Annotated in this window: 29 protein-coding genes; 15 read left to right on the forward strand and 14 right to left on the reverse strand. The window is 44.8% G+C overall.

Annotated elements, in window-relative coordinates:
- Positions 1 to 9 precede the first annotated feature (9 nt).
- From BP688_RS00205 to BP688_RS00215, 3 genes are all read left to right on the forward strand, one after another.
- On the forward strand, positions 10 to 456 hold the full coding sequence (locus BP688_RS00205; RefSeq protein ID WP_290597744.1) for a phosphopantetheine adenylyltransferase: 447 nt from the start codon (positions 10 to 12) through the stop codon (positions 454 to 456).
- A gap of 556 nt (positions 457 to 1,012) precedes the next feature.
- Positions 1,013 to 1,906: a formylmethanofuran--tetrahydromethanopterin N-formyltransferase gene (gene fhcD / locus BP688_RS00210; RefSeq protein ID WP_290623702.1), complete on the forward strand. Its 894-nt coding sequence runs from the start codon at positions 1,013 to 1,015 to the stop codon at positions 1,904 to 1,906.
- 8 nt (positions 1,907 to 1,914) lie between these two features.
- Complete coding sequence (locus tag BP688_RS00215) at positions 1,915 to 2,667, forward strand: hydroxymethylpyrimidine/phosphomethylpyrimidine kinase family protein (RefSeq protein ID WP_290597742.1); 753 nt, start codon at positions 1,915 to 1,917, stop codon at positions 2,665 to 2,667.
- Here the strand turns inward: BP688_RS00215 and BP688_RS00220 are convergent.
- Genes BP688_RS00220 through BP688_RS00230 form a run of 3 tightly spaced genes read right to left on the reverse strand, consistent with a single transcriptional unit; the run spans position 2,664 to position 4,219 of the window.
- Positions 2,664 to 3,428 (reverse strand): ATP/GTP-binding protein, encoded by a 765-nt coding sequence (locus BP688_RS00220; protein ID WP_290623704.1) that lies wholly within the window; start codon positions 3,426 to 3,428, stop codon positions 2,664 to 2,666. The genes BP688_RS00215 and BP688_RS00220 overlap by 4 nt on opposite strands.
- A gap of 7 nt (positions 3,429 to 3,435) precedes the next feature.
- Positions 3,436 to 3,675: a hypothetical protein gene (locus BP688_RS00225; protein ID WP_290597740.1), complete on the reverse strand. Its 240-nt coding sequence runs from the start codon at positions 3,673 to 3,675 to the stop codon at positions 3,436 to 3,438.
- Positions 3,676 to 3,694: 19 nt separating this feature from the next.
- Positions 3,695 to 4,219, reverse strand: coding sequence for an HIT family protein (locus BP688_RS00230; RefSeq protein ID WP_290597739.1), 525 nt, complete (start codon positions 4,217 to 4,219; stop codon positions 3,695 to 3,697).
- Between the two features lie 77 nt (positions 4,220 to 4,296).
- Between BP688_RS00230 and hdrA2 the strand changes: the two genes are divergently transcribed.
- Complete coding sequence (hdrA2, locus tag BP688_RS00235; protein ID WP_290623708.1) at positions 4,297 to 6,606, forward strand: CoB-CoM heterodisulfide reductase HdrA2; 2,310 nt, start codon at positions 4,297 to 4,299, stop codon at positions 6,604 to 6,606.
- Between the two features lie 31 nt (positions 6,607 to 6,637).
- Positions 6,638 to 7,450, forward strand: coding sequence for an MqnA/MqnD/SBP family protein (locus tag BP688_RS00240; protein WP_290597737.1), 813 nt, complete (start codon positions 6,638 to 6,640; stop codon positions 7,448 to 7,450).
- On the opposite strand, the gene BP688_RS00245 is transcribed toward BP688_RS00240, so the two are convergent.
- The 9 genes from BP688_RS00245 to BP688_RS00285 form a co-directional block, all read right to left on the reverse strand.
- Positions 7,442 to 8,065 (reverse strand): LysE family transporter, encoded by a 624-nt coding sequence (locus BP688_RS00245; protein ID WP_290597736.1) that lies wholly within the window; start codon positions 8,063 to 8,065, stop codon positions 7,442 to 7,444. The genes BP688_RS00240 and BP688_RS00245 overlap by 9 nt on opposite strands.
- Positions 8,066 to 8,081: 16 nt before the next feature.
- A complete protein-coding gene (locus BP688_RS00250; RefSeq protein ID WP_290597735.1) occupies positions 8,082 to 8,972 on the reverse strand; it encodes a thiamine pyrophosphate-dependent enzyme in 891 nt (296 codons plus the stop codon).
- Positions 8,969 to 10,144 (reverse strand): transketolase C-terminal domain-containing protein, encoded by a 1,176-nt coding sequence (locus BP688_RS00255; RefSeq protein WP_290597734.1) that lies wholly within the window; start codon positions 10,142 to 10,144, stop codon positions 8,969 to 8,971. The genes BP688_RS00250 and BP688_RS00255 overlap by 4 nt, the downstream gene beginning before the upstream one ends.
- An 11-nt stretch (positions 10,145 to 10,155) precedes the next feature.
- Positions 10,156 to 10,449: a 4Fe-4S binding protein gene (locus BP688_RS00260; RefSeq protein WP_290597733.1), complete on the reverse strand. Its 294-nt coding sequence runs from the start codon at positions 10,447 to 10,449 to the stop codon at positions 10,156 to 10,158.
- Positions 10,446 to 11,009 (reverse strand): pyruvate ferredoxin oxidoreductase subunit gamma, encoded by a 564-nt coding sequence (locus BP688_RS00265; protein WP_349681797.1) that lies wholly within the window; start codon positions 11,007 to 11,009, stop codon positions 10,446 to 10,448. The genes BP688_RS00260 and BP688_RS00265 overlap by 4 nt, the downstream gene beginning before the upstream one ends.
- 181 nt (positions 11,010 to 11,190) lie before the next feature.
- Positions 11,191 to 11,676, reverse strand: a complete 486-nt coding sequence (locus BP688_RS00270) for a YbhB/YbcL family Raf kinase inhibitor-like protein (RefSeq protein ID WP_290597731.1) — start codon at positions 11,674 to 11,676, stop codon at positions 11,191 to 11,193.
- 81 nt (positions 11,677 to 11,757) lie between these two features.
- The gene (locus BP688_RS00275; RefSeq protein WP_290597730.1) at positions 11,758 to 12,207 is read right to left on the reverse strand and encodes a winged helix-turn-helix domain-containing protein; all 450 of its coding nucleotides are present in this window, start codon (positions 12,205 to 12,207) and stop codon (positions 11,758 to 11,760) included.
- A gap of 44 nt (positions 12,208 to 12,251) precedes the next feature.
- Positions 12,252 to 12,713, reverse strand: a complete 462-nt coding sequence (locus tag BP688_RS00280) for a COG2426 family protein (protein WP_290597729.1) — start codon at positions 12,711 to 12,713, stop codon at positions 12,252 to 12,254.
- 1 nt (position 12,714) lies between these two features.
- Positions 12,715 to 13,587: a ketopantoate reductase family protein gene (locus BP688_RS00285; RefSeq protein WP_290623712.1), complete on the reverse strand. Its 873-nt coding sequence runs from the start codon at positions 13,585 to 13,587 to the stop codon at positions 12,715 to 12,717.
- Between the two features lie 49 nt (positions 13,588 to 13,636).
- Here BP688_RS00285 and BP688_RS00290 point away from each other — a divergent pair, with 49 nt between their 5' ends.
- Positions 13,637 to 14,908, forward strand: a complete 1,272-nt coding sequence (locus BP688_RS00290; RefSeq protein ID WP_290597727.1) for a tryptophan--tRNA ligase — start codon at positions 13,637 to 13,639, stop codon at positions 14,906 to 14,908.
- Positions 14,909 to 14,917: 9 nt separating this feature from the next.
- Here the strand turns inward: BP688_RS00290 and purM are convergent, their stop codons facing one another.
- Positions 14,918 to 15,907, reverse strand: coding sequence for a phosphoribosylformylglycinamidine cyclo-ligase (gene purM, locus BP688_RS00295; RefSeq protein ID WP_290597726.1), 990 nt, complete (start codon positions 15,905 to 15,907; stop codon positions 14,918 to 14,920).
- A 44-nt stretch (positions 15,908 to 15,951) separates the two neighbouring features.
- Here purM and BP688_RS00300 point away from each other — a divergent pair, with 44 nt between their 5' ends.
- From BP688_RS00300 to BP688_RS00310, 3 genes are read left to right on the forward strand one after another with little or no spacing between them, the layout of a single operon-like run.
- The gene (locus BP688_RS00300; protein WP_290597725.1) at positions 15,952 to 16,590 is read left to right on the forward strand and encodes an endonuclease III domain-containing protein; all 639 of its coding nucleotides are present in this window, start codon (positions 15,952 to 15,954) and stop codon (positions 16,588 to 16,590) included.
- 1 nt (position 16,591) lies between these two features.
- Positions 16,592 to 17,401 carry a DMT family transporter gene (locus BP688_RS00305; protein WP_290597724.1) on the forward strand — a complete coding sequence of 270 codons (810 nt, stop codon included), beginning with the start codon at positions 16,592 to 16,594 and terminating at the stop codon, positions 17,399 to 17,401.
- 31 nt (positions 17,402 to 17,432) lie between these two features.
- Positions 17,433 to 19,646, forward strand: coding sequence for an amino acid permease (locus BP688_RS00310; protein WP_290623714.1), 2,214 nt, complete (start codon positions 17,433 to 17,435; stop codon positions 19,644 to 19,646).
- A 363-nt stretch (positions 19,647 to 20,009) separates the two neighbouring features.
- Here BP688_RS00310 and BP688_RS00315 read toward each other — a convergent pair whose 3' ends face one another.
- A complete protein-coding gene (locus BP688_RS00315) occupies positions 20,010 to 20,267 on the reverse strand; it encodes a hypothetical protein (protein ID WP_290597722.1) in 258 nt (85 codons plus the stop codon).
- 145 nt (positions 20,268 to 20,412) lie between these two features.
- Here BP688_RS00315 and BP688_RS00320 point away from each other — a divergent pair, with 145 nt between their 5' ends.
- The 6 genes from BP688_RS00320 to BP688_RS00345 all read left to right on the forward strand — a co-directional run bounded on the left by BP688_RS00320 (position 20,413) and on the right by BP688_RS00345 (position 23,213).
- Positions 20,413 to 20,715 (forward strand): hypothetical protein, encoded by a 303-nt coding sequence (locus BP688_RS00320; RefSeq protein WP_290597721.1) that lies wholly within the window; start codon positions 20,413 to 20,415, stop codon positions 20,713 to 20,715.
- Between the two features lie 70 nt (positions 20,716 to 20,785).
- Positions 20,786 to 21,628 carry an integrase gene (locus BP688_RS00325; protein ID WP_290597720.1) on the forward strand — a complete coding sequence of 281 codons (843 nt, stop codon included), beginning with the start codon at positions 20,786 to 20,788 and terminating at the stop codon, positions 21,626 to 21,628.
- 333 nt (positions 21,629 to 21,961) lie between these two features.
- Positions 21,962 to 22,228 (forward strand): hypothetical protein, encoded by a 267-nt coding sequence (locus tag BP688_RS00330; protein ID WP_290597719.1) that lies wholly within the window; start codon positions 21,962 to 21,964, stop codon positions 22,226 to 22,228.
- Positions 22,213 to 22,605 carry a hypothetical protein gene (locus tag BP688_RS00335; protein ID WP_290597718.1) on the forward strand — a complete coding sequence of 131 codons (393 nt, stop codon included), beginning with the start codon at positions 22,213 to 22,215 and terminating at the stop codon, positions 22,603 to 22,605. Before BP688_RS00330 ends, BP688_RS00335 begins: the two co-directional genes overlap by 16 nt.
- 52 nt (positions 22,606 to 22,657) lie before the next feature.
- Positions 22,658 to 22,936 carry a hypothetical protein gene (locus BP688_RS00340; protein ID WP_290597717.1) on the forward strand — a complete coding sequence of 93 codons (279 nt, stop codon included), beginning with the start codon at positions 22,658 to 22,660 and terminating at the stop codon, positions 22,934 to 22,936.
- A complete protein-coding gene (locus tag BP688_RS00345) occupies positions 22,923 to 23,213 on the forward strand; it encodes a hypothetical protein (protein WP_290597716.1) in 291 nt (96 codons plus the stop codon). The genes BP688_RS00340 and BP688_RS00345 overlap by 14 nt, the downstream gene beginning before the upstream one ends.
- Positions 23,214 to 23,242 lie beyond the last annotated feature (29 nt).

Below are 23,242 nucleotides of genomic sequence, written 5' to 3' on the forward strand. Positions count from 1 at the left end.
CCACCTTCTGTGAAGGTCGCTCTTGGAGGAACCTTTGAGCCCCTTCATGAGGGACACAAAAAGCTCATAGAGGTTGCAGTTAAGCTTGGGGGCAGAGGTATAACAATTGGAATAACAAGCGACAGAATGGCGAGGGCGAGAATTAGGAGCGTTTTGCCCTTCTCCATCAGGGCGGAGAATGTGAGAAGGTACGTTTTGAGAAAGTATGGATTTGAACCAGAAATTGTAAAAATAACCAACCCCTATGGGAAAACACTTGAAGTTGATTTTGATTATCTTGTCGTTTCTCCAGAAACCTACGAAATGGCTTTGAAGATAAATGAAAAGAGAGAAGAGATGGGAAAAAGGAAGATCACGATCGTCAAGGTGGACTGGGTGATGGCCGAAGATGGCAAGCCAATTTCCTCCACGAGAATCAAAAGGGGAGAAATTGACAGATACGGAGGGGTTATTTAGTTGAATTCTCAATTCAAACGTCTGCCATCTCAAGAAGAAAGATTTGGTCAAGAGTTTGTTTTAAGAAGGCTTCGTAGAGCCCCGTAACTTCTTCGACAATTATCTTGCCCTTGGTGAGGACATAATGTCTGAATTTTTGCGGGGAGCGAATCAATGGGAACAACATGTATTATCACTGATGTTTACTTGGTGGCGAGTTTAGACCAGAGGAGCGAATCAATGGGAACAACATCAACCCGGGACTGACAACTCCATCTCCAGTTTGGCACCCAAGTTGAGATAATACTTCAGATTCCCCTCTGGTGGTGTAAACAGCGACGTCAACGTCCCTGAACATTCACATCACTACAAAATTAAGGATTGGTGCTTCATAAACATTTTTCTGGATCAAATTCATATCTACAGACTCAGTTGCCTCATAAACATCCCGAACAAGCCTTCTGATGTATGCTTGATTGTTTGCGCTACCAAAAAGCCCTTTTTCTTTAAAAATTTTCCAGTGTTCAAAAATAAAAAGATTTAAATCGCTGCATTCAAACAAAATTCGGGTGATAGAATGAAAGTAAACGGTGTTGAGGTAGAAGAGACTTTTGCTGAGGCCTTTGATATAAAAATCGCAAGGGTTTTGATAACGGGCTACGACTATTACTGGGCTTGGGTGGCTGCAAACGAGGCAACAGGTTTTGGCACGTCTGTAATCATGTGCCCTGCCGAGGCCGGAATAGAGCTCAAGGTCAAACCTTCCGACACCCCTGACGGCAGACCGGGCTACTACATCCAGATATGCCACATGAGCAAGAAAGGGCTTGAAGAGCAGCTTCTTGCGAGACTTGGTCAGTGTGTGCTAACTGCTCCAACAGCGGCAGTCTTCAACGGTCTGCCTGATGCTGAGGAGAAGTTCGACACAGGCTTCAAGCTCAAGTTCTTCGCAGACGGTTACGAGAAGGAATTGGAGGTAGGAGGAAGGAAGTGCTGGGCTGTTCCGATGATGGAAGGTGACTTCATCATTGAGAATGACATCGGCTACACGAACGGTATTGCTGGAGGTAACTTCTTCATAATGGCCGAAACCCAGCCTTCCGCTCTTGCTGCTGCCAAAGCAGCTGTTGATGCCATCAACGACGTAGAGGGGGTAATCACACCATTCCCCGGTGGTATTGTTGCTTCAGGTTCGAAAGTGGGAGCTAACAAATATAAGTTCCTGAAGGCTTCAACAAACGAGAAATTCGCCCCAAGCATAAGGGATCAGGTTGAGGGAACGCAAATTCCAGAAGGTGTTAAGGCAGTTTACGAGATAGTCATAAACGGTCTGAATGCAGACGCGATCAAGGAGGCAACGAGGGTTGGAATTCTCGCTGCAACAAAGATTCCGGGAGTTGTGAAGATCACAGCAGGAAACTACGGTGGAAAGCTCGGAAAACACATTATCAATCTGAACGAACTCTTCTAATTTATTTTATGAAAACTATTTTGACAATTTCTGGTCTCGACCCTTCTGGTGGGGCAGGAGTGCATGCAGACATTAAAACTGCAAGGGCAATCGGACTATATCCTGCTTCAGTAATAACTTCCCTAACAGTTCAAAATACCTGCTCCGTCACTTCTGCCCATTCTGTGGACGCTGAAATAATAAAGCAACAAATCAGAGCAGTAGTTGAGGACATTGGAATAAACTGCATCAAAATAGGCTTAATTTCCTCCGTTGATGTTGCGGATGCAATTGTCAAAGAAATTTCGCGGCTCGACGTCCCAACGGTTCTTGACCCTGTAATCTTTGCTGGAGCGGGCGGGGAAATTGGGGATGTTGAGGCCTACAAAAAGCTTCTGAAGCAGGTCAGTGTTACAACACCCAATCTTGTCGAGGCGAGGAGTTTTGCCTCAACCAAAATCAAAAGTGCAGACAGACTCAGGGAGGCTGAGGAGCTGGCAATCAGCCTAAACAAAAAATATGACTGTGATGTTGTCATTACAGGAGGAGAACTTAGTGGAAAAGATGTTGTTTGTGAGAGAGGAAAGATATACACTGTCTCTGCAGAATTCTCGCCTGTTAATATTCACGGGACTGGATGTGTTTACAGCACAGCTTTAGCCTGCTATCTTGGGCTCGGCAATGCCCTTGAGGACGCTGTAAGAAAGGCGAGGATTTTTGTGCTCGAGAGTGTTAAAAAAGCTCTAAGGCCGGGTAAATGTTTTCCTGTAATCAATCCTTAGAAGAGTATTCTTTCCAAGTCGTCACCTCCGTAAAAAATTTCCTGAATTGCGTCGTAAATGTCTTCCATACCATAACCCGTTACCGCAGAGACAGGAATGAGCGGTCTGAAAAATCCTGCTTCCTTTAAAATAAGGAAAAGTTCGAGATTTAGGGTTTTTCGCTCTAAATCAAGGCTGTCGTATAGCGTTTCTGGATCAGAACTCCATTCCATAACCCTTTCAAGCTCGTTTTCCGATAGGATATCAGATTTTGACAAAACAAGCACCTGAGGTATTTCAAGTCTGAAAACAGCAGATGAGGCCATGAAAAGCATTGAGAGAAAGCCTGATGGTGTTTTGGAGACAACAGGATCGAAAAGGTAAACCATCACACTTCTCTCAGGATTCAAGGCTTTTATTAAAATTCTGCTGCTCTCGCGCAGTGTGAAAAGCTCAAGCTGCCCGGGGGTGTCTATCAGCACATACTCCGAGGATGTAAGTTCAATTTCGTCTTTTATATCATCAACGAGGGTAGAGACAAGGTCAGCACCTATAATCTGCGCCCCATTCGGACCAACATTGTATTTCTCCATTATGTCTTCAAGAGTGAACCACTCCCTTACATCAATATCGGCTGAATATGGCACAAAATCTGCTCCCGGATCAAGATTTACCACCATATAATCTAAATTTTTCAGATTAAGCCAGTCAGCAAAAGCCTTGGTTAGGTACGTCTTCCCTGAGCCTGCAGTTCCAGTTACATAAACAAACACCTGCTCCATGAAAAAACTAACTGGGTGTGTTCAAAACCTCTACCTTGTTCTTAGTCTTCATACCATGCAAGTATTTTTTCGCATCAACAATAAACGGACAATACTGGGGACAGCCCAAACCCTTCACGCCCTGTATCCTGCAGGATACGGAGTTGGAGCACTCTAACACTTCAATATTCTGATCTCTAATGTAGATAATAGCCGAATTTCTTTTATTCTTGACCTCGAGGATATAACTCTGTATAGTAACCATCATAATAATCGTTACATTAATCTTATAAAAATTTTCCGGTTTTGTTCACACACTGGTTAAAATTTTTTCTGTATATAATTACCTCCCTTAGCTTATCATAGGTATCTTCAAGCGCTTCGGGGACTATTTGCACATCAGCTAACACTGGCATAAAGGATGTGTCTCCATTCCATCTCGGCACTATGTGGATGTGAAGGTGATCTGCTATCCCCGCTCCCGCCACTTTTCCGATGTTGATACCGATATTGAAACCATCCGGATTCATGACTTCTCTTATAACACTAACAGCGAAGTTTACGAGCTTCATGGATTCGAGTAATTCGTCTTCATTCATATCTTCAGTTGAGGGGATGTGGCGATACGGACAGACCATTACGTGACCGGGATTGTACGGATTTCGATTCATTATGGTGTAGCACGTTTCACCCCTGTATAGGATCAGATTCTTTTTGTCATCCTTCTCCTTTGGTGCTTCACAGAATACGCAATCTTTTGGCTTAGGAGCGAGAATATATCTAATCCTCCAAGGTGCGAATATCCTTTCCATACAGCACGTATTGCTGGCATTTATAAGCATTTTGTTATGAAAAGATTTAAAACTGGGAATATAGGAAGGACTAAAGAATGAAAATTGGCGTATTCGTTTGTCACTGTGGTCTGAACATTGCAAGGGTTGTTGATGTAAAGGAGCTTGTTGAGTATGCGAAGACCCTTGAAGGGGTTGTCCATGCTGAAGATATTGACTATGCATGCTCGGATTCCGGTCAAGAGGAGATCGTTAATTCAGTTAAGGAAAAGTCCCTCGATGCTTTTGTTGTTGCCGCCTGCAGTCCGAAGCTCCATGAAACAACCTTCAGGAGAGCAGCAATCAGAGCTGGTTTGAACCCCTACATGGTGGAAATTGCCAACATAAGAGAGCAGTGCTCTTGGGTTCATCAAACCAAGCCGAAAGCTGCGCTTGCCAAAGCCAAAGACCTCATCAGGATGGCAGTAGCAAAGGCAAGGGCGGACAAACCACTTGAAAGAAGAAGGGCTGAGATTGAGAAAAGTGTGGCAGTTATTGGAGGTGGGGTTGCAGGGATAGAGGCGGCCCTAACACTGGCAGATTCTGGAATAAAAGTGTACTTGATAGAAAAAAATCCGACGATTGGAGGACACATGGCTACTTTAAATGAAGTTTTTCCGACAAATGATTGCTCAATCTGCATTCTCGCTCCGAAGATGAGTGATGTCTGGAATCACGAGAACATCGAAGTTATAACCAATGCTGAAATTGAGGAGATTAACGGAAGTGTCGGAAATTTTAAAATTAAGATTCTCAAGCATCCGAGGTATGTTGACGAGTCCAAGTGCAAGGGTTGTATAGACGACTGCAGCAGCGTCTGTCCTGTAGAAGTTCCCAATGAGTTTGATTATGGAATAGGAGTGAGAAAAGCCATATACATCCCGATACCACAATCAACACCTCTTTACGCTGCAATAGACTGGGAAAAATGCATAGGCTGCAGACTCTGCGAAAAAGCCTGTCTACCTGAGGCGATAGATTTTGACCAGCAACCTGAGGTAGTGGAGCTCAGCGTTGGAGCAATAATCGTTGCAACTGGCTACAAAGTATTTGATGCGCGCAGAAAAACGGAATACGGTTACGGAAAATTCAGGAACGTTATAACAACCATAGAGCTTGAGAGACTATTATCCGCAAGTGGGCCGACAATGGGCAAGCTTCTTCGGCCCTCAGACTCGACGGTGCCAAAGAGGATTGCCTTCATTCAGTGTGTGGGGAGCAGGGATGAAAATACTAACAGATACTGCAGCAGAGTTTGCTGCATGGTCAGTTTGAAGAATGCCTACGCGATAAAGGAGCGTTATCCGGATGCTGAGATAACAATATTCTACATTGATATCAGGGCATTTGGGAGAATGTATGAGGAGTTCTATGAGAGAGTGCAGGAGAAGGATATAAGGTTCGTCAGAGGGAAGGTTGGGGAAATAGTCGAGACTGAGAACAGCAATCTGATCCTCAGCTATGAGAGCACCCTTGAAGGAGAGATAAGGGAGGAGGAGTTCGATTTAGTAGTTCTTTCCGTAGGTATCGAAGGGACGGGTGACCTGGCGGCGAAGCTGGGTATTGGAGTGGGAGAGGACGGATTTTTCGAGGTGGCACATCCGAAGCTGAGGCCGGCAGAGACAAACGTGAAGGGCATATTCGTCGCTGGTTGTGCAAGTGGCCCGAAGGATATTCAGGACAGTGTGGCTTCAGCGGGCTTAGCTGCAGCAAAGGCAGCTCAGCTTGTTCTGACTGGGGAGACGGAATTCGACCCCTACAGTGCCTTCGTGGATCAGGAGAAATGTATCGGATGCAGAATTTGTGAGAAGGTGTGTGAATTTAATGCGGTAACAGTTGATAAGAAGGCAAAGATAGACCCCAATGCATGCGCCATGTGCGGCATCTGCGTAGCAGCCTGTCCCGCAGATGCTATTGATATGGGCTTTTTCAGCGATGAGGGAATTGAGGCGATGATTGATGCATTGGTTGAGGAGAGAAACGTTGATCCCTTAATCCTCGCCTTCGCTTGCTGGTATTGCAGCTATGGTGCGGCTGATCTGGCAGGAACAACGAAGATACAGTATGAACCAAATGTGAGGATCATCAGAGTTCTCTGCAGTGGTAGGGTTGATCCTAAGTGGGTTTTAATGGCTTTGAAGAAGGGAGTGGACGGGGTTATAATCGCCGGATGCAGGCTTGGGGAGTGCCACTTCAAGTATGGAAATTACAAAGCTAAGGAAAGATTTGAGGCACTCAGAGAGGCACTCAAGGAAGCTGGAGTTGAACCTGAAAGGATCAGATGTATATGGCACTCAGCAGGAGAGGCGGAGGGGATAGCAAAGGATTTCAATGAGTTCGTGGAAGAGATAAGGAAACTAAAGGGTTAAGATTTATTTAACTCAATTCCCTTTTCGGTGCATGAAGATAAAAGTTGCTCACACACCCGATGCTGATGATGCATTCATGTTCTACGCCATGACCCACGGCAAGATTGATACTTGGCTTGAGATTGAGCACGTTATTGAGGACATTGAGACTCTGAACAGAAAAGCCTTTGAGGGTGAGTATGAGGTTACGGCAATATCTGCCCACGCTTACGCTCTTCTGGATGATAAATATAGAATTCTATCCGCTGGTGCGAGCGTCGGAGATGGATATGGCCCAGTTGTTGTGGCCAAGAAGAAAATAGAGCTTAAGGGAAGCAGAATAGCTGTTCCGGGAAAGTACACCACAGCGAATCTTCTCCTCAAGCTTGCCGTTAATGACTTCGAACCGGTTGAAATGAGCTTTGACAAAGTAATTGAGGCTGTTCTCAACGATGAGTGTGATGCTGGCTTGCTGATCCACGAGGGGCAGATTACATACTCTGACTACGGATTGCTATGTATCCTCGATCTCTGGGAGTGGTGGGGAGAACGGTTCAATCTTCCCCTGCCCCTCGGTCTCAACGCGATTAAAAGGGATTTGGATGAGGACTCGCAGAGCGAGTTTCTGAGAGCCATGAGGGAGAGCATTCGTTACGCTCTGGAGAACGTTGATGAGGCAATCGAGTACGCGATGAAGTACTCAAGAGGTTTGGATAGAGAAAGGGCGAAGAAGTTCGCTCTCATGTATGTAAACGAATACACCTACAAGATGCCAGAAAGTGTGGTTGATGGCCTAAGGAGTCTCTACAGTCTGGCTGAGAAGAAGGGAATTCTGAGAATGCCGAAGCTTGACGTCTTAGAATAAAAGATGACTTGCAGTGATTGAGAAGTAAATGAAGTCAACACCAAAAAGGGCTACGAGAAGGGCAAGGATTAACAGTAACGATTTGTAAATTCTGAGGCTGAAGCTGCTCAGAGAAGTGACGTGGGCAAGAAGGATAAGCCAAACAAAATCCAGCCAGACATGACTTGTGTAGAGTATGGCAAGCCCGGCAAATCCCCAGATGCTCAGAGCCTCTCTTATCAGGCTTGCCCCAATTCCTGCCCACCAAGCGATGAAGAAAGGGTTGAATGCTGTTAGACCCAACCCTGTAAGAAAAGGAGAAGTGCTGCGACCGTTCCCGCCAAGGGATTTAACCTCAAAGGCACTTTTTGCTGTGAGATATGAGAAGAACAGAAGCATCGCCCCTCCAAGGAAGCTCAGTATCGCTGCAATATCCTGCCTCGTGAGAACCGTAGCGACGCCGAAGGCTATGAGTATTACAAGCGGAAGTTCCACTGCCGTGTGCCCTACGCTAATCCAGAATCCACCTTTCCACCTATGCTTAGCGCCACTCGCAGCGGTGGCTGCTGTTAAAGGGCCGGGAGCCAATGCTCCTGATGTGCTGATAAGCACCACTTTCAGAATGAAGGATAGCATTTAAAAATAAGAAAATTTACTCCTCATCCTTCTTCAAATCCAGCCCATATTTCTCTGCGTTCTCGTCAGCAAATTTCTGGAGCATTTCGATCATTTCCTTTCCTTTCGGATGTTTGAAGAGATGTCTAAATCTCCTCTGCTGCTTCAGATACTCTTCGACCGGTTTTCTTTCCTTTATCTTCCTCACTGAAGTTAGCTTTCCGTACTCGTATTCTACGAGCGGGTAGAGTGCAGTCTCAACGGCAAGTCTTGCTACCTTTATTGACATTTCTCCATCAATTCCCCATCCTGTAACGCAGGGAGAGTGAATCTGGATGTACTTTGCCCCCTCAAATTTAACAGCTTTCTTGACCTTTCTGCGAATATCAGCCACGTATCCAACAGATGATGAGGCAACATAGGGAATGCCGTGAGCAACTGCAATTGAGATCATATCCTTCTTCCCACCAATCTTGCCCGGAAGAACCTTTCCTGCCGGTGTTGTCGTGGTTGACTCGCCCGGAGGGGTTAAGCCACTCTGCTGATGCCCAGTGTTCTGGTAAGCCTCATTATCAAGGCAGATATACAGAATGTCGTGGTTTCTGTCAAATGCTCCACTCAGCGTTCCGATTCCTATGTCTGCAGTTGCACCATCCCCAGCGAATACCACAACATAACCCTCATCCTTTCTCTTCAAAGCTTTCAGTGCCGCCTCAACTCCAGCAGCAACAGCTGCAGGATTTTCAAAGAGCGAATGGATGTAAGGAACATTCCACGCATTTTTACCATACTGAGAACTTATGATTTCGAGACAACCTGTCGAGTTGACTGCAAAAACCTTGCCATCAAGAGCGTTCAGGACAGTTTTAACTGCAATCGGCAATCCACATCCGGGGCATGCTCCGTGACCACTGCCAAAGTATTTCATGGTACCACCTCCTCAAAGTCGTGATGTCCCTTAAAGGCGAATCCCGGTTTTTCCTTGCCCTCCACCACATCCCTGATTATTCCTTCGAGAAAGTCCTTCGGCATGTCTCTCCCTCCAAGTCCAACAGTGTAGGAATAAACCTCGGCAGAGCTGTGACCGTAAATCGCAGATTTTAGTTCAATAGACACCGGCCCTTCATAGCCGAAACTTACTGAGCGATCAAGAGCCACAACCCTCTCTGCATCCTTTAGAGCTTTCCTAAGCTCGTCAATCGGGAAGGGTCGGAAGGTTCTAATCTTGATTAATCCAACACTTAAACCCTCATTTCTCAACTCCTCAACAACCTTTCTGAGCAGGCCCACAACAGACCCCATCGCTACCACGAAGATTTTTGAATCGGGATAGTCCACAACAATATGCCCTCCCCAGTCTCTTCCGCTGACCTCTGCCCATTCTTTATAGACCTCCAGCATTACATCCCTCGCCCTTTCCATCGCCTGCTGCATAGCAACCCTGAACTCCATGTAGATGTGTGGAGGAGCATAGCATCCGAATGCGAGCGGCTTTCTGGTGGTCATGTAGGCAGCAGGCTCGTATGGTGGAAGAAAACTGTCAACAGTCTCCTGATCAAGCAAATCAACCGGTTCATAAGCGTGGGTGAGCTTGTATCCGTCCATACAGATCATGAATGGGAGCAAAACCTTTCTGTTCTCGGCAACCTTATAGGCTTGGGGAATCATGTCATGGGCTTCTTGGTTGTTCTCCACGTAAACCTGCATTATTCCGGCATCTCTCATTGCCATGCTGTCCTGATGGTCATTCCAGATGCTTAGCGGAGCTGACAGAGCTCTGTTGGTGTTTACAAGAACTATCGGCAACCTCATTCCTGCTGCATTAAACAGAACCTCGCTCATCAGAATCAGACCCTGACTGCAGGTTGCCGTGAAGACTCTCGCTCCCGCAGCAGAGGCTCCAACAAGCATGCTTGCAGCACCGAATTCTGACTCAGCAGTGATGTATTCAGCATCCCCCAGCTCTCCGTTTGCATACATTGCAGCAAGATTTTCGACAATTTCAGTCTGGGGCGTGATCGGATAAGCGCAAATAACATTTGGTTTGCAGAGCTTGACGGCATATGCAACCGAGTAAAAACCCCTAACAACCTGTTTCATTGTTTACCACCTCAGCAAACTTCAAATTTGAATATATCCTTGAGCTCCATCTTTATCGCCTCAAATGGACAGACCGATGAGCAGATTCCGCATCCCTTGCAGTAGTTGTAGTCCACAGCCGCATACTTCTCCTCTCCGAACTCCTCAACCTCAATGCACAGGTCAGGGCAGTACTGCTCACAAGTCTTGCATGCTGTGCACTTCTCTTTATCAACAACTGGGTAATGCGTTCCCCAGTCACCTGTTTTAAGCTTCTCTGACTGCATTGGCTCTGAAATCGCACCAAGGTTTATCTTAATCTTCATCTGCACACCTCCATCATATAACGATAAGCCTTCTCAACCAGCTTTGCGTTTTTCTCTGCCAGCTCGCCTTTGAACCACTCTTTAACAACTTCAACTATTGTTTCGAGTGCAACAAGCCTTGTAGCCCCACCAAAAGCTCCTACCATTGTCGTGTTTGTTATTGGTCTTCCAAGAGCCTCCATCGCCATCTTCGTTGCATTAATTGTTGCAACCTTAAAACCAAGATCATCAGCCTTAAGCTCAGCCTTTAAATCCTCACTCCCCTTAGGATAGTTTGCTATAAGCATTCCCCCTTCTTTTAAACCTGCAACAACATTTACGGTTTCCATAACTGTCGGATCAAGAACCACAACGTAGTCCGGATTGTAAACTTCATCTCTTGCAACAATTGGTTCATCAGAAATTCTAAGGAATGAGACTACTGGAGTTCCCCTTTTCTCAGCTCCGAACATGGGAAATGACAGAGTATAGTAACCCTCCTTGAATCCAGCAACCGCAAGCAGGTCGGCTGCTGTCACCGCTCCCTGTCCCCCTCTCCCGTGAAATCTTACCTCAATCAGAATTTTAACCACCTCTTAACTGCCCACGAGAAAGAGAATAAAAAATTTACCTCTTTCTAATACTCGAAACAAGAATAAAGGATTGTATGTTCAACAAAACGTCATATCCCGATATTAGCAGAAAAGAAGATGACTTTTTCGGGCTTATCCACATCAGCTAAGATTGGGACTTTACTCTGGATTATCTACCGTATATCCCATAAATTTCACCATACTGAATGACGTGACCTTCAATCACCTTCAAAAGTTCTCTCCTGCTAAAATCACCATCAAGCTCTGTGTCGAGGGCGTAGACTTTGAAGTAGTACCTGTGCTTTCCGCTCGGCGGGCATGGGCCGTTATAGCCTAATCTGCCAAAGTCGTTCTTTCCCTGAACCATTTTTGGATTGCTAACCTCTTTGGCCTTTGGTATGTTCTCGGGTATCTGTGAAATTGGTTCAACATTCCACGCAATCCAGTGAGTGAAAACGCCCACAGGAGCGTCAGGGTCTTCGCAGATTATGACGAGACTTTTGACTTTGCTGTCGAGTCCTTCGATAAAGAGAGGTGGAGAGACATCAGCACCATCGCACGTATACTTCTTAGGAATTTCGCCTCCATTTTCAAAAACCGATCTGATTGTAAGGGTTTGGGGATACTGTTTCTCCTGACTACATCCTGCGATCAACAGTGCAATCAGAACTAAAATCAAAATTAAAGGTTTCCGGAACATAAAATATGTAGATTTACGTCAAAAAATACTTTCCGCTCACCTCTTTAATTTCAAATACAGAAAAACACAAATCAAAGCTGCAGCAACTGCAACCAGCAGATATTCATATTCAAATCCACCTACTTTCTGAATTTTATAAACGGGTGCTATGCCCCTCTCTAACGCACTGGAAACTAATTTAACGGTTGCCTTCTGCATCCTTATCACCGCGAACCACACGATAGATACCGCTGCCCCTACCAAGGAAGCAATTGACACCGCAGCCTCAACCTTTATCCTCCTCTCTCCCCTGTGCGTAATCCTGTAGTAAACCCACTTTCCCCTCTCAACCCTTTCCACAAGCCCAGCTTCGCTCAACTTGCTCAAATGATAGCTTACAGTCGTTTTAGAGTATCCTGTGAGCTTTGCAATCTCTGAAACCGTGAAAGGTCTTTCCCTTAGCTTCGAGAGTATCTGAACCCTCGTCGAGGTAAATATCTCGATCACGTTATCAGTTTCGGCTGAATAAAAAAGAAGGTTTTGGTTTTGTTTTATTTAATAAAACCTGCAATTGAAATTATGCCAAGCGAGGCGAGGAGAACAATAACACCAGCAATGCAAACACCTACTGTTATCGAGAAAAAGGACTTTATCCTGTCGAGCTGAAGCAGAGAAGCGATTAACACTCCAGTCCAAGCTCCCGTAATTGGTAGTGGAACAGAAACGAAAAGCATAAGGCCCAAATAGCCGTATCTTTCAACGATACCTTTCTTTCTTTCAACTCTTTCCAGTATCTTTCCATACACCCTTTTAACAAAACCTACTTTCGTTGCAAGACTGATGAGAAAATCCAGCAGAACAAGCAGAACGGGGATTGGCATGATATTTCCGATAAGGGCGATTATGTAGGCCTCAACGGGATCGAAGCCAAGGTAGAGGGCGAGCGGCAAACCTCCCCTGATCTCGGATATAGGCAGCATGGCGACAAGCAGAACCTTAATCAGATCGTTCACCCTACCCCCTCTCAATTCCTTTGATCAGATGGAGTAAGGTCTCGTTAACGGGACAGTCAATTCCCATCTCTCTCCCCTTCTCGACTATCGCTCCATTTATGAAGTCAATCTCAGTTCTCTTACCCTTTTCTACATCCTGAAGCATTGACGATCTGTTTTTTGCCGTCATTTCCGCAACTCTCTTGATTTCACTAACAGCATCGAAATCGTAGCCCATTTTCAGCATAACCTTCCTGCCCTCCTCAGCAACACTTCTGGCAACCTTCCAGAGGTTATCGTTCTCCACAACCATCCCGTTCCTCACTTTGCAAAGGGCTGTTATGGGATTGATGGCTGCATTGACAACAGCCTTTGCCCATATCCGGAATTGAATATCACTGACAGCTTCAGCTTTAATACCTGCCCTTCTCAAAGCTTCTGCCACCTTAAATGCCTCATCACTCATTCTTCCATCCAGCTCGCCAACATACGTTAAGCCCTCACCAGCATAAACAACATGCCCGTAATCCGCCAGATTTGCAGCATAGCTTGTAACCCCGCCCAGAACCTTATCACAGTATTTCTGAAGAATTTCTTCATTCCCAACACCATTCTGCAGGCTGCAAACAATTCCCGGATCAACTTCTGCAAGCTTTTTCGCAGCCTCTTCGGTATCGTAGGCTTTGACAGTCACAAAGGTAATATCTGCATTTTCAGGCTTGGCCACAGCATGAACATCAAGTTCAGCTTCAATAAGCCCTGAAACTCTCAGACGGTTTTTTAAAGCTGAAAGCTGTTTGCCTCTTGCAACAAAAATAACATCGAATCCGGAAAGCTGCATCAATGCTCCCACAAGAGACCCAAGTGCACCTGCACCCATTATCTGCACTCTCATCGAACTGCAATCTGCACAAAGAATATTAACCTGCCGCCTACTGAATGCCATGCAAGTCACTCCATGGGATGTCGAGGGGGTCATTGACTACGACAGGCTCATCGAGGAGTTCGGAATGAGACCTTTCAACGAGGTACTCGAGGAGATCGAGAATCCGCACATCCTGATGAAAAGGGGCGCTATTTTCGGTCACAGAGATTACTGGAGGATCGTGGATGCCATGAGAAAAGGAGAGGCATGGGCGGTAATGTCGGGGTTCATGCCATCTGGTCTTCCGCACTTTGGTCACAAGATGACGATGGATGAAATAGTCTGGCACCAGAAGGCAGGAGGAAAGGCATTCGTCGCCATAGCAGATATGGAGGCACACTCAGTTAGAGGTTTGAGCTGGGAAAAGACAAGAGAAATCGGTTTGGAATATATAAAGTCAATCATCGCTCTCGGACTGGATAGCAATGCGGTCATATACTTCCAGTCGAAAAGCAATCACGTCAAGGATTTGGCCTTCGAGCTTTCTGCGGAGGTGAACTTCAGTGAGCTGAGGGCAATATATGGATTTAACGGTGAAACCAAGCTCGCCAAGATGTTTATAACAGCTGTACAGGCTGCTGATATCCTCCACCCTCAGCTTCAAGAATTTGGTGGCCCGAAGCCGGTTGTTGTACCAGTTGGTGCTGATCAGGACCCCCACATGCGTCTCACAAGGGATTTGGCAGCAAGAGCGAGTATCTTCTCCTTTGAGCCAATTGAAGGTGGTCTGAGGATTAGAAGCAGGAAGGGTAATGAGTATCTGAAAGCTCTGAAGGAACTGAATCTGGAGACAAGGTTCTACGAAGAGCATGTTGATGTTTCTGGAAGTGTTGATGAAATTGAGAGGGAAGTGAGGGAAGTAGAGTTAAGACTTGGAGGATTTGCTTTTATCCCTCCTTCTTCAACCTACCACAGATTTACTACTGGCCTGACAGGAGGAAAAATGAGTTCAAGCAAGCCAGAAAGCTACATTTCTCTCCTTGACTCCCCCGACGAGGGAGCGAAAAAGGTAATGAAGGCCTTTACTGGTGGAAGAGTTACAGCAGATGAGCAGAGGAGACTCGGAGGGGAACCAGATAAATGCGTCGTTTTCGAGCTTTACAGCTACCATCTGATTGAGAATGACAATGAGCTGAGGCAAATAGAGAGCAATTGCAGAGGAGGGAAACTTCTGTGTGGAAAATGCAAGAAAAACGCTGCTGAACTCGTGAGGAACTTTTTGAAGGAACATCAGGAAAAAATGGACGAGGCAGAGGATAAGCTTGAGGATTACACGATAATCGGGCTTTGAACTCTAATCTCAATCAAGCCTCAAATCCTTAACGTAAACTCCCTCTCCCTTTTCCACGTATCCAACAACAGAGCCATCGCATAGCTTCACAGCCTTCCCAGCTTCATCTTCAGGCAGCACGATCATGAAACCCATACCCATGTTGAAGGTTCTGTACATCTCATCCTCGTCAACCTCCCCAAGCTCCTGAATGAGCCTAAATATCTTTTGCGGCTCTAAGGGTTTATCCACAACGTATTTAACATCACCTCTGAGCCTCTTAAGCTTCAGCAATCCGCTGCCTGTGATGTGGGCAAGTCCGTGCACATCGCAGCGCTTCAACACATCGAGAACCTCCATGTAAATTCTCGTTGGGGTCAAAAGTTCCTCCCCTATCGTCTTTCCGTTAAACTTATCATGATAACTCATCCCCGCCATCTCCACAACCTTCCGGGCGAGGGTGAGGCCGTTGCTGTGTATCCCGCTGCTTGGAATGGCAACAATAACATCTCCCGGCTCAACTCTCTCGCCAGTTACGATTTTATCCTTCTCCACAACACCTATTGCCGTTCCCGCAAGATCAAAGCCTCTGATTATTTCGGGAAGCGTCGCAGTTTCCCCACCGAGGAGGGTTATATTGGCAATTCTGCACCCCTCCTCAAGTCCCTTCGCTATCTCAGCCATTATCCTTTCGTCCGGCTTCTCGATTGCGATGTAGTCCACCATGGCAAGAGGTTCTGCCCCTACAGCTACCAGATCATTCACGTTCATCGCAACGCAGTCAATCCCGATGGTGTCAAACTTGTTGATTGCCTCAGCAACAAGAATTTTGCTCCCTACACCATCTGTTGTGATGGCAATGCCAAAATCTCCGCAATCTATGACCCCGGCATAGTGAGACGTCAGTATTGGTTTTCCAAAACCCTTTCTGACGTGCTTTATGACTCTCGCGAGGGATTTTATCGCCCTCTCCTCCTCCCTTATGTCAACTCCCGCCTTTGCATAATCGAGCTTTGGCATGATACAACTCAGAAACTCTTTTTAAAATATTGCCTATCAGCTATGTGGAACTTGAGAAAATGGTAGAATTGATGGAAAGAGAGGCGAGGAAAAGAGGTGCTCCAATTTATACTCTTAAGGGAGAGGTAAGGACACCCTTTCAGCACCTCGTGGCAGCATTGCTAAGCTCAAGGACGAGGGACGAGGCTACTGCATCAGCGGTTCAAAGGCTTTTCTCCAGAATAAGAACTCCAGAAGAACTTGCTGGGATGGACGAGGAGGAGATAGCGGAGCTAATAAGAGGTGTGGGATTTTACAGGGTTAAAGCGAGGAGGCTGAAGGAACTTGCGAAAAAGCTTGTCGAAGAATACAACTCTGAAGTTCCGCTGAAATTTGATGAACTTGTAAAGCTCCCCGGCATAGGAAGAAAATCCGCCAACGTTGTTCTTGCCTATTCAGGCATTCCTGCGATACCCGTTGACACCCACGTTCACCGCATATCCAACCGTCTTGGGCTGGTAAACACTACCCGACCTGAGCAGACTGAGGAGATGCTCAAAGAGATTTTTCCCGTCAGCATGTGGGATAGGGTGAACAAAGCATTTGTTGGCTTTGGTCAGACCGTCTGCAAGCCTGTAAAACCCCTCTGTGATGAATGTCCCCTCAGAGATGAATGTCCCAAGGTTGGGTTGAAGCAGGGATAGAATGGCTCTTATCGCTCTGCTAATCCCTCTCCTTTTCAGCGTGCACCAGATACTTGTCAGGTTCGGCAGCAGAGAAGTGGATACGATGAGCGGAATTTACGTCAGTCAGATCGCTTCCACACTGCTTTTTCTCCCCTCAATAGTCAATCCGAGTCTTGACAGAGAATTTTTGGGTTACATGCTTGTAGCAGGAATTTTACATTTCTTCGCTGCAAGAATATGCTTCTACCATGCGATAAGCAGAATCGGAGCGAACCTATCTGCACCACTATCAGCCACGAGGGTTTTCTTCGCAGCCATACTTGGAATATTTCTGGGCGAGATACTGACGCTAAGGGTCTCGCTGATGTCCATCCTGATCTTCGCAGGAATCGTTCTCATCTCAAGACCAAGTGGAGAAGCAGATTACGTCGGAGTAACCCTTGGAATACTGACCGGGTTTTTTACAGCCCTCTCCTCCTTCCTCGTCAAGTTCGGGAATGCTGTGGAATACAACCCGCTCTTCGCGACGTTTATCGGATTTCTGGTGTCAACAGCCCTCATGACCCCGATTGCCGCAAAAAACCTGTCCTTGAAGGGGGCGAAGTGGTATTTTGCCGCAGGCATCACAGCCGGGCTTGCACACTTTGTGAGATACGTCGTGCTTAAAGACTTACCCGTAACAGTAGTCGAGCCCATTACGAGCGCGTATCCCCTTTTCACCGTGATGTTGACTTTTATCCTTCTCAGAGAGAGGGAAGTCTTCACTACCCGATCTCTACTCGGAACTTTTCTGATACTGGCAGGAATCTACTCCTATTACCTGCAATAATTTTATATTACCCGCAAAACCTTTCAGAGTGATGGAATCGAGAGAAGTGCAGGTTTCTCTGAGCAGAGACCTCTCATTCTTTGACATCACGATGATTGGCATCGCCGGGATGATTGGGGCGGGTATCTTCGCCCTTACTGGCATTGCTGCGGGTATTGCTGGTCCTGCGATTCTCCTCGCATTCCTTCTCAATGGTATAATCGCTACGCTCACAGGACTGGCTTATGCCGAACTCGGTTCTGCGATGCCCCAAGCTGGTGGGGGTTATCTGTGGATAAAAGAAGCCATGGGAAATTACGCTGGATTTATGGCTGGATGGATAGACTGGGCAGCACACACAATCGCCTGTGCCCTCTATGCCGTAACCTTTGGAGCTTTTTTCGCCGAGATGATTGTAAACTTCATGGGAATTGCCCTATCCCACACACTTCTTGCCAAGCTTTCTGCCCTTGCGATGGTCACCTTTCTGGCGTATGTAAACTACATTGGGGCAAAAGAGAGTGGAAAACTTGGTGGATTCGTAACAATGCTGAAGGTGCTCATTTTAGTCATCTTTGCTCTCTTCGGCATCTACCACATGACTTCCTATCCCGACTGGGCGAGTGCATACACACCCTTCATGCCCACTGGGCTGGCTGGAGTGCTCGCTGCGATGGGTTTAACTTTCATCGCCTTTGAGGGTTTCGAGATAATAGTTCAGAGCGGTGAAGAAGTTAAGAATCCTGATAAAAACATACCAAAGGCCATAATAGTCTCTCTCTGGATTGCGGTTGGAATTTACATTCTCGTAGCCTTTTCCCTGCTTGGAGCAGTTAGAGCTGATGTTCCGAGCTGGATGTTCCTCGGTAAGCTGGCAGAGCTCAGCCTCGTCAGAGTGGCTGACCAGATCATGCCCTTGGGCGGGTGGATGATCCTCGCAGGCGGTTTGATCTCAACTGTGAGTGCCATGAACGCCACCATCTATTCATCCTCAAGGGTTGTCTTCGCCCTGAGTAGATCAGGTTACCTCAACAAGGCATTGGCAAGGATTAACGAGAGGACGAGGACGCCGCATTATGCAATCTTTTTCAGCTACATTATCATTGCTATCTCATCTTTAGCCCCAATAGAGGCTGTGGCGTCTGCTGCGAGCCTGATGTTCATCTTTCTGTTTCTATCTGTCAACACGGCACTTGTAATCCTCAGGTTGAGGAGACCTGATATAAAACGCAGCTTCAAACTCCCCTTCGTTCCCTTTCTGCCCTTTGTCGCAATAATTTTCCAGATAGTGATCACCTACTTCCTCATCACCCACATCGAGCATGGAATATCGGTGTTCTTCATGACGGTTGCATGGATGTTTCTCGGTTCTCTGGTTTACTATGCATACTCCGAGAAGGAGATGGAAAAGAGAGTAGAGGAGGAAGTGATGACTGTATACAAGGAGACGCCCGTTGAGAAAAAGAAATATGTCATTCTTGTTCCGATTGCAAATCCTGTTGTAGCCAAGAAGCTCGTGAGGTTTGCCGAGTTAATCGCGAGGCAGAGAGACGGCGAAGTTGTGATTATGAACACCGTGAAGCTCCCACCTCAAACTCCTATTTCGACACCTGCGGAGGAAGTTAAGAAGGCAAAAGAGAGAGTGGAAGAGCTCATGAATCTGAGCGTGCCTGCTGGAGGAGTAGTTAAAGTGGGACACGATGTTTCTGAGGCTATTTTGAGTGCAGTTGAAGAGTGGAAGGCAGATATGGTGGTCATGGGCTGGAGGGGGAGGACATTTAGACGTGATGTGGTGCTGGGCAGCACAATTGATCCGGTGATGATGAAGGCAAAGTGTGATGTTGTTGTGATAAGATTCGAGCCAGGAGAGAAAATGCCCGACTTCAGGAGTGTTCTCATTCCAACGGTCGGTGGTCCCCACGCCAAGCTGGCGTGTGAGATCGCTAAGGATATCGCAACAGAAAGGGAGGCAGTTGTAAAGCTACTTTATGTGAGCAATCACGAGAGGGAAAGAGAGAAAGCAGAGAAGGTACTCGATGAGGCTGCAAAAGAACTTGATGGTCTGAAGGTAGAGAAGGAATTTGCAATACACCCAAGACCTTCCGAAAGGATTGCGAATGAAGCTGAAAACTTCGACATAACCATTATTGGCGCCTCAGAGAAGATGTTCCTCTACAACTTTCTGATGGGTTTATTTCCTGAAAAAGTTGTGAGAAAAACATCAAAGACTGTGGCGATGACCAGAAAGTGGGTGAAGTTCATATAAAGAAAAAGAGAATTAAAGTAGCTAACTCTGCATGAAAGTTTATCCCACCCCTTAGGGAACAGTAATAAAGTGGGGCCGGAGATCCGAATATGCAAGGTTCCAAAGTCCGAAGACTTCCCGGAGGGTGTGAAATACTCGCTGATTACATCAAAATTGACCGGAAGGGGGGAAAAGAGTTCTTGGCTACAACAACGAAAGGGGAAAGGAGGGTACCACAGCATTACTTCGGTAGAGTAGAGAATCAATGGTGCCCTACAACGAGATAGAGGTTAGTATTCCGATTGTTGGGTAATGTAGGGAGAAGCTATGCGGATGAAGTTTATGATGGGAGGTTAAGGTGTCGGAATTAGAATTGAGTTTTGATTACTCTTCAAACTTCTCGATAATGCTTCTTATTTCTCCCAATCGTCTCGGATTTAGTGAAACCTGTTTACCGTAATGGGTTGGTTTAACAAGTAAAAGCCCCTCACGAATTAGCTCGTTGATTACCTCATCAATAAGGTCGTATTTATTCCTCGGAAAGCCCTTTCGGAGATTCTTTATGTCAGTATGTTTGCCTCCAATATACCTGTGTCTGTACAGCCTCCATAAGATTTTGACTCTTACTTTTTCCGACTGCACGATAAGTATCGTATCTTTTGATTTAAATATTTTTTGACTTATTTTTGATATAATAACATTTTGGAAGTTTAAAAGAATATTTAAAAAAGTTTAAATAGTATGAATCTCACAATCTTTTAGAGAGACAGAGAGAGGTGTTGATGATATGTTAAGCTACTTGTTTGGGGACGCCCCAATCATAAAAATTTTGGACTTCTTGCTCGACGAGTGGGAGTTGGACTTCTCTAAGGCCGATGTGGCGAGAGAAACTGGTGTCAGCTGGAAGACGGTAAACGAGGTTTGGGGCACGCTGGAGAAATTCGGTCTGATTGAATACACGAGAACCGTAAACAGAGCCAAGATGTACAGGGTTAAGAAAAACAACCTGTTCAAAACTCTGAAGAGACTCGACATGGAAATTCTGGCTCTTTTGGATAGAGATGATCAAAAACAGGAAGTGACTGCATAATAGAAACACTTTCTGAAATCCTTTCCAACATCTAACTCTGTCAGCCAATCTAAAGTGGGGCCGCCGAGATTTGAACTCGGGTCACCGGCTCCCAAAGGCGAAATTCAACAACGAAGATGAAGATTTTCTCGATTACAATTCAGTAAAGAGAGATTTTGTAAATTGGATTAACTCACGGGTAGAAAGTAAAACTGCAAAGGACTACCTAAGTTATCTGGATAGGTATCTGGCTGGTGTAATAATTAAAAACACGGATGATCTAACTGAAGTTTCGTTGATGGTCCAAGCTGGTTGGAATCATTTTGTTAAAGCTGTCCGTAACTTGGTTAATTATCATCTCGATAAACGTTTAATTTCAAAAGAATTTGCTTTGGAGCTTAAAGAAATACTGAAACTGAAGAAAAGTGGCTTTGACACTTATGTTCCAAATGATGAGGTTGTAAAACAGGTTTTAAATGAATGCGAGAGAGAAGACTACAAACTTATAATGAAAATTATCTATTACAGTGGCGTTAGGGTCGTAGAGGCCTTAAAGATTCTAAGAGAATTCGATCCCAAAAACTTACACATCATAGATGAAGTTGCATATTATGACTTAGATTGGGAAAGAGGTAACAAAAAAGCATTCAAATGTTTTCTACCTTCTGATTTAGCTAAATCACTAAGCAAGATGGATATCTCCGAATATGGTGTAAAGAGTTACTTTACAAGCCGAGGTTTACCATTGAAATATGGACGAAATTGGTTTGTGAATAAACTTGTTCAATTAGGGATAAATGAGGGAGTAATACAATTCATGATTGGACATAGTAACGGTTCTACGCTTTTTAATCACTACCTCGAAAAACTTCACAACTCAATTGTTGCTTATAAAAAAGTAATACCAAAATTACGAGAAGTTTTAGATGTTTGACAATTTTTATTTTATTTATTTATCAACCGAAAAGCTTATATATTATAAGAAATAGGAATTTCTATACCTCATGGAATGAAGAACGCAGTTAGTTTCAAACCGGATGAAAAAACAGCCAGGATATTATCAACTTTCGAGGAAAAGGGCTACAATAAATCGGAAATCATTCGCAAAGCGTTGCAATTCTATGACGAGTTTTATTTCGATGAAGAGACGTGGAAGCTATTAGCCAGATTACAAAAGAAGACCAATCTACGTAATAGAAAAGCGGTTTTGGTTATCGGTTTGAAAACGTTAGAGGAAATTTTGAAATTCGAAACGAGGTGATGAAAAATGCGTAATGAAAAGTTAGTCAGATTAGCCGAAAATTTGGCGAGGAAAGCGAGAGAATTCGATTTAAGTGATGTAAATCAAAGGATACAGGCAAGAATCTACGCAGGATTAGCACTTGATTTTCTAAAATTAGGAAACGCAACTACGGAAGATTACAAAAGAGTGGCCTCGATTCTCCCCGATATAGACAAAGAGGCAGAAAAAGTGGAGGTAGGCCAAAAATTAACGATTGGAAAATACCGTGATGGTAGGTGGGTGGCATGGTAAACTTCTTAGCAATCGGAAGGAAAATAGACGAACAAAAGATCGAATTTATTGAATGGTTTAGGAATTACGTTAATGATGTCTTGAGACCGCAGTTAATTAAGGAAATCAGCAAAAAACTAAATGATGACAAACTTTTACAACTTGAAGAGATGGAAAAGAAACAATTGTCTGAAGCAAACGCACAATTCTTTTTGAAATGTATAAAGGCAATTAAAGCGATAGAAAAAACTCGAAATCCAGGGCCAAAGGTAGCTAAGATAGCAGAAGAAGTAGGATTGTTGGAATCAGAAGTTGAGATTCTATTGAACGCAGTTAGGTACCATAGGTTGTATGAAAAATTTATGGCGAGTAAAGATCAGATAATTAGATTTATCTAAATGTCCTTTATTTTTTATTATTAAAATGAATAAAAAAGGAGAGGTGGCGTAAATGGAAAAGACAAAGAAATTAATTGGATTTGAGAATGTTGAAATTTTAACTCGTGATGACCTATTGAAGATGTTAACAGAACTAACTATGAAAATGAGAAATAAGGTGTTTTATGGCAGATTTACGAAGCCTGAGATCGAAAGGCTACGAATTAGATACGATCATTTGTTTTGTGAGATTATAAGAACTTACAACACCATTTTACGTGATACGGAAATCGAGGAGTTAAAGAGAAGGATTGACGAACTTGAAAGGAGGGTAAGTTATGAAGAACATTAAGCAATTGAAAAAGAAAATCATAGAACTCGAAAGTTTGGCTATTAAAGCTAATCTCGCCGTTTTCATAAGCAACAAACCACATGGAAAAGTGATCAGTGAATTCAATGATTTAGAGAAGGCAAAACAAGAATGTAAAAGGATTAGTAAGAAGCTAAACATACCCGATCTATCGTGGCTTATTGAGATATCCGATGACGATGGCATCCCTCAGCCTCCGTTTTATGTATGTGTAGATGAAGACAAAATTGAAATGCGGGTCGTGGAGGTTGGGGATTAAAAAAACGAGAAAGTAAAGATCGAGCAGTA

Source organism: Archaeoglobus sp. UBA230 (assembly GCA_002507545.1).
In the GTDB taxonomy this organism is placed as follows: Archaea; Halobacteriota; Archaeoglobi; order Archaeoglobales; family Archaeoglobaceae; genus Archaeoglobus.